The sequence below is a fragment of the Secundilactobacillus similis DSM 23365 = JCM 2765 genome (assembly GCF_001311075.1).
Lineage (GTDB): Bacteria > Bacillota > Bacilli > Lactobacillales > Lactobacillaceae > Secundilactobacillus > Secundilactobacillus similis.
Genome location: NZ_BBAD01000128.1, coordinates 1 through 5,453, shown reverse-complemented (window position 1 = coordinate 5,453; position 5,453 = coordinate 1). Strand labels below are relative to the sequence as shown.

Genomic DNA, 5,453 nt, shown 5'->3' with positions numbered 1-5,453 from the left:
GAGCTCTCTGCTTCGTGGAGCACGTTTAGTCTCGAGGACAGGAAACAACATCAAATAACCAATACGTTAATCATCGAACTGGGCAGTGTTACTGCGATTATCTCACATATAATGTCCAGTTTTACGGAACACGTCTAACCCCTGAGGGCAACCCGCCGCTTTTTCCCCCCCACAAAAACCAATTGACGCCCAAACGAAACCATGGCATTATCAGAAGACATCTGACATAATTAAAAGGATTGCATTTCAACGAAGTGAGAGTGGGGTGGAAAACGTGAACGTGGTGTATCGGGTGCTTGGCCTAGCGAGTTTAGGGTTACTTTTAAGCGGTTGTCAGCCCGCGTCGCAGCATCAAGCACAGAGTCAAGACGATGATGCCAGTCAACCGATCGCAACGACTAACAGTGCGCGAAATCAAACTGAAAGCCAGTTGAAAGCCCAACGGCATGACTTGGACGGTGTGACGCTGCGGCGGTGGGTATTGCCGAATTTTCAGGCGACCATCCAGACAACGGATAAGTTAGTGCAACGGGCACGACGGCAACAAGCGCCGACCCGCCAGCTTCAGCGACGGTCAGCGCAGTTAAGTGCGAAACGCGCCGTTATTTTAAACAAGTTCGAAGGTTATCGCGGCCACAACATCAGTGTTGGCACAGCGGCGGTTTACGACTGTGACGAAGTGGCGCAAGTTGGCCGGCAAGTCATTCGAGCAGCGCAACAACACCGCTCACTGAAAGTGCCGCTACAGCACTACGCAACGGCGCGGCAGGACCTCTTAACGGATGTGAACCAGATCCAACGGCTGTTAAATTACGCTTAGATGCGGTATGTTAAGAATCAAGCGCCGCAAAGCACAACGCACGTGCTAGAATAGGAACAAACTAACTGGACAACGAGGGGGTTGCCAACTAATGGGTGTTATACGGATTCACAATTTACGGTTCCACACCTTTAACGGCGTGTTACCGGAGGAACGCAGAAATGGGCAACAATTAGCCATTGACGTGGCGCTGACGTACCCAATTGAAACGAAGGTTCACCATGATGACCTGAACGAAACCATCAGTTATGCGGATGTGCGGACGACCATCGATGCATTTGTACATAGCCATTCCTATAAACTGATCGAGTCATTGGCTAACGAACTACTGAGCACGTTGCTGGCGGAGTACCGGATGGCAACGCGGATCGAGTTGAAGATTCGCAAATACAGTGTGCCGATGCCCGGCATCTTTGACGACGTTGAAATTGAAGTGGCGGGTGACCAACGTGACTGAACGCGTCTATCTTAGTGTTGGGACGAACATGGGCGACCGACTGGCGCAGCTGCAACAAGCGTGGTGCGATTAGGGCAAACCACCGGTATCACCGTTGAAGCTGTATCATCGGTTTACGAAACCCAGCCCTGGGGAAAATTGGACCAGGCGAACTTCTACAATATCGCGGTGGCCCTAACGACAACGTTAGCCCCAGAAGCGTTATTAGCAGCACTGCACCAAGTTGAACAAGCTGGTCACCGAGAACGGCACGAACACTGGGGACCGCGGACGATCGACCTCGACATTGCATATTGGGGCGACCGTCAGATTCAAACGGCGAACCTCACCGTGCCGCATCCTCGCGCGGCTGAACGTAATTTTGTGCTGCTACCTATTCAAGAACTGACTGGTGATGATCCCGTCGTGGGCGACCAAGTGGCGCAAGCCTTGCGGGCGAACCGGGATTTAAGCTGGATTAAAAAAGTAAAGGGAGTCACGATCGATCATGAATGAAGCGAATCAAGCAAAAATAGAGCAAGCGGTTAAGCTCATTTTAGAGGCGGTTGGGGAAGACCCTGAACGCCAAGGATTATTGGAGACGCCAGCCCGGGTCGCCCGGATGTATGGCGAAGTTTTCTCGTCGGTGACCGCACCGGCATTTGATAACTACAAACTCTTTCCAGTCGATGAAACGACTGAAATGGTGTTGATCAAGGACATTCCCTTCTACTCAATGTGTGAACACCACCTGTTGCCGTTCTTTGGCACGGTACACGTGGCCTACATCCCCGACCACCAGCGGGTCATGGGGCTGAGTAAGATTCCCCGCTTAGTGGATTATTGCGCTAAGCGGCCCAATGTGCAGGAACGGTTGACGGTGAACATCGCTAAAGAACTTAACCGGATCTTGGACCCAAAGGGCGTTGCAATTTCAATCAGTGCCCGCCACATGTGCATGGAGATGCGCGGGGTTGAAAAGACCGGCAGTCAGACCGAAACCAGTTACTACACTGGCACGTTTAAAACGGATCACGAGTTGAAAGCAGAATTCCTACAACGCATTAACGGGTGATTAATTTGAATCAAGAACAGGTACATCAAGCTTATCAGCAGTTAATTGAACAGTTTAATCAAGCCCGGTTGGTCGGAGACACCAATCGGGTTCCGTTGTTAAAACGGCTAGTTGCGGCACTCGGCCACCCAGAACAGCACTACCACGTGATCCACATTGCGGGGACCAATGGCAAGGCTCAACGGGGGCCATGCTGGGGGCCATTTTGGAACAGCAGGGGTACCGCGTTGGCCGTTTTAGCAGTCCAGCCATCATCAACGATCGTGAACAGCTCCAAGTGAACCACCAGTGGATCAGCGAAGCCGCCTTTTTAGACGGATACGCCGAAATTCTGCCGGTGGTCCAGCGTTTAGGGTTAGCGGCAACGGATATCTCGATTTTTGAATGGCAGTTTTTGATTTGCCTGATTTGGTTTAAAAATGAAGGCGTGACCTACGCCATTTTGGAAGCGGGGTTGGGCGGCTTAACGGATGCCACCAATGCGATTAGTGCACCACAACTGACGGTGTTTACGAAAATTGCGTTGGATCATACCCAGATTCTGGGCGATACAATCACAAAAATTGCGACCCAGAAGTCGAAAATCATTAAACCTGGCACGGTGGCTGTGACGCTGGCAGATCAAGCGCCAGACGCGTTGACGGTCCTACAAAGGGAAGCTGACCAGCAAGGCGTTCGGTTGGTTGCACCGACTGCAACAATGACGATTGACCAGTTAACGCCAACTCACATGGTGATCACGGGTTACAGCGACCTGTTTGACTGGTCTCAGCTACAGTTGAACGTCACCGGTCAATTTCAGGCGCAGAACCTAGCGCTGGTTTTGACGGCGGTGGCGGTTTTGCGGCAACAACACGTTGTAATCAGTGATGATACGGTTCGAACCGGGTTGCAACAGATTCAACTCCCAGACCGATTGACTGAGGTAAAGCAAACGCCGTTAACGTTGGTCGATGTGGCGCATAATCCGGATGGGATGCGGGCACTGGTCAGCAGCTTGACGGCGATGGTGCCTGGCCAACACGTGATTTGGATCCTGGGCGTTTTGGCGGATAAAGCCGTTACAGAGATGCTGGAGACGTTGATTCCGACGGCGAAGCAGATCTTCACAGTGACGCCGGCTAATCCCCAGCGAGCATTGCCAGCGGCTGAACTGACCAAGCAGATTCAACAATTGGCGCCAACACTCAATGTGCAAACAATGTCCGATATGCCAACGGCGCTTGCGTCAGCCCAGCAAAATTGGACGAAAGCCGATATAATTGTCGTGAGTGGGTCGTTTTACGTGGCCCGAGAACTGGCAGCGATTGGAGCTGATTAGCGTGAACCAATGGTTAATTGCGTCAAATAACGCGTTTAAAACGCAAGACTTGATTGACTGCTTACGAATAGCTGGCCTTCAAGCGGTACCGTATACGACAGTGGTGCCGAAGCTGATTTTTCCAGCGGAAACGACAACCGGGTACTGCGAAAATGCGTTGCTGAAAGCCCGCTTTCTGGCGGCATTTACCGATCAAGGGGTCATTGCGGATGATAGCGGGCTGGAAGTTGCGGCACTGGCGGATCAACTCGGCGTGACAACCAAGCGTGATCTACAGGCCAATCGGCAGTTGAGTCCGAATCAAGCGATATTAGCGGCTTTAGCCGGCGAAACTGACCGGCAGGCGCTGATGATGAGTACGCTGGTGGCCATCGTGCCAAACCAGGCGCCGTTTATCGCAACGGGGCAGGTTGGCGGGACGATCACTGAAGCGAGTCGGGGGGATCAGAGTAGCGGTTTTGACCGTATTTTCCAACCGACTGGCCTGACGCAAACGTTAGCGGAATTGCCTGACTATCAACGATTACCGATGACACACCGGGGGCGGGCAGCCGCTGACCTGGTGGCCCAATTGAAAGGAGCAGATGTTCTTTAATGAAAATTCAAGACACGACTCACCAACTAAGCCAAGCGAGCGACTTCGCTAGCACGGCACTATTTCAATTAGCCCAAGACCAGGAGCGGATCGTTTTAACGGCCAGTGAATTAACTGAGGGACAACAAACCGCACTGAGTCAACGACTGCGGCAACTTGACGGCATCGTTCAATCTGCTGGACAGCAACTGACGGCGTTAGTGACGCTACCAGGACTGCGGTTGTTGACGGAACACTGGTCAACTTGGTTTCCGAATGACCCCCAGTTACAAGCAACGTTAGACGCCATTTTGGCTAGCTATACGTTAGACTGGCAAGCTGGTGCGCACACGTTCCATTTGCGCGACCAACCCATGGTTTACGGCATCATGAACATCACGCCGGATTCATTTTACGATGGCGGGCGCTACCAAACGATGGACGCGGTGTTAGCCACGTGGAAGACATGCTGACGGCGGGCGCGGACGTGATCGAAGTGAACGGCCAAACCACGCGGCCGGGCTACACTGAAATTACGCCGGAGCTGGAAATCGAACGCACGGTACCCTACATCGATGCCATCATGAAGCGGTTCCCCGAAGCGGTATTGGCTATCGATACCTACAAGGTGCCGGTGATGCAGGCCGCAATCGATGCTGGGGTGTCGATCATCAACGATGTGAACAGCTTTACGGATGACCCAGCGAAGTTAGCGCTGATGGCCAAGAGTAACGTGGGCTTGCTCACGATGCTCAACGGCCGCCAATTCGACTTCAAGGTCATGACGCCGGAAATGCACCAGTTCTTCGAAGATAACCTCAACGCCTTAACGGCAGCCGGCATCGACCGTAACCGAATCGCTATCGACCAGGGACTGGGTTACGCCGATACTAAAGTGAAAAATGACGACCAAGATTACGTCATCATGAACAACGTTGGTAAATTCAACGATCTTAACCGCCCAATGATGGTCGCTGTTTCAAGAAAGGGCTACATGGGCACCTTATTGAACATCCCAAAGGACCAACGACTCCCAATGACCTTAGTGAGTGAGACGGCTATGATTTTAAATGGCGGTCGGATCATCCGGGTACATGATGTGAAGGAGACTCGGCAGATGGTGACTTTGTTGAAGCGGATTGGGGAGGGGTATTGGTTGGTATAGAGTGCGGAGCAAAACGGTTTGAGAGCGGCGTGTAAGAGCAAAAAGGTGAAAGCCCCGGGCTT

The 5,453-nt window shown here is 52.3% G+C and carries 9 protein-coding genes; all 9 read left to right on the top strand.

From position 1 onward, the window contains the following. Nucleotides 1–274 precede the first annotated feature (274 nt). The 9 genes from JCM2765_RS15845 (at nt 275) to folP (ending at nt 5,391) form a co-directional block, all read left to right on the top strand. Nucleotides 275–820 carry a hypothetical protein gene (locus tag JCM2765_RS15845; protein ID WP_156301831.1) on the top strand — a complete coding sequence of 182 codons (546 nt, stop codon included), beginning with the start codon at nt 275–277 and terminating at the stop codon, nt 818–820. Between the two features lie 91 nt (nt 821–911). Then, the gene (gene folB, locus JCM2765_RS15840) at nt 912–1,277 is read left to right on the top strand and encodes a dihydroneopterin aldolase (protein ID WP_054737512.1); all 366 of its coding nucleotides are present in this window, start codon (nt 912–914) and stop codon (nt 1,275–1,277) included. A 60-nt stretch (nt 1,278–1,337) separates the two neighbouring features. Next, nucleotides 1,338–1,772 carry a 2-amino-4-hydroxy-6-hydroxymethyldihydropteridine diphosphokinase gene (gene folK, locus JCM2765_RS15835; RefSeq protein WP_225352144.1) on the top strand — a complete coding sequence of 145 codons (435 nt, stop codon included), beginning with the start codon at nt 1,338–1,340 and terminating at the stop codon, nt 1,770–1,772. Beyond that, on the top strand, nt 1,762–2,331 hold the full coding sequence (folE, locus tag JCM2765_RS15830; protein ID WP_082405182.1) for a GTP cyclohydrolase I FolE: 570 nt from the start codon (nt 1,762–1,764) through the stop codon (nt 2,329–2,331). Before folK ends, folE begins: the two co-directional genes overlap by 11 nt. A 5-nt stretch (nt 2,332–2,336) precedes the next feature. Further along, a complete protein-coding gene (locus tag JCM2765_RS17505; RefSeq protein ID WP_162231434.1) occupies nt 2,337–2,612 on the top strand; it encodes a hypothetical protein in 276 nt (91 codons plus the stop codon). Further along, nucleotides 2,537–3,652, top strand: a complete 1,116-nt coding sequence (locus JCM2765_RS15825) for a bifunctional folylpolyglutamate synthase/dihydrofolate synthase (protein WP_162231433.1) — start codon at nt 2,537–2,539, stop codon at nt 3,650–3,652. Before JCM2765_RS17505 ends, JCM2765_RS15825 begins: the two co-directional genes overlap by 76 nt. A gap of 1 nt (nt 3,653) precedes the next feature. Further along, nucleotides 3,654–4,247, top strand: coding sequence for a non-canonical purine NTP pyrophosphatase (locus JCM2765_RS15820; RefSeq protein WP_054737510.1), 594 nt, complete (start codon nt 3,654–3,656; stop codon nt 4,245–4,247). Then, nucleotides 4,247–4,699 (top strand): hypothetical protein, encoded by a 453-nt coding sequence (locus JCM2765_RS18470; RefSeq protein ID WP_225352143.1) that lies wholly within the window; start codon nt 4,247–4,249, stop codon nt 4,697–4,699. The genes JCM2765_RS15820 and JCM2765_RS18470 overlap by 1 nt, the downstream gene beginning before the upstream one ends. Then, nucleotides 4,693–5,391, top strand: coding sequence for a dihydropteroate synthase (folP, locus tag JCM2765_RS18465; RefSeq protein ID WP_263849489.1), 699 nt, complete (start codon nt 4,693–4,695; stop codon nt 5,389–5,391). Before JCM2765_RS18470 ends, folP begins: the two co-directional genes overlap by 7 nt. Nucleotides 5,392–5,453: the final 62 nt, after the last annotated feature.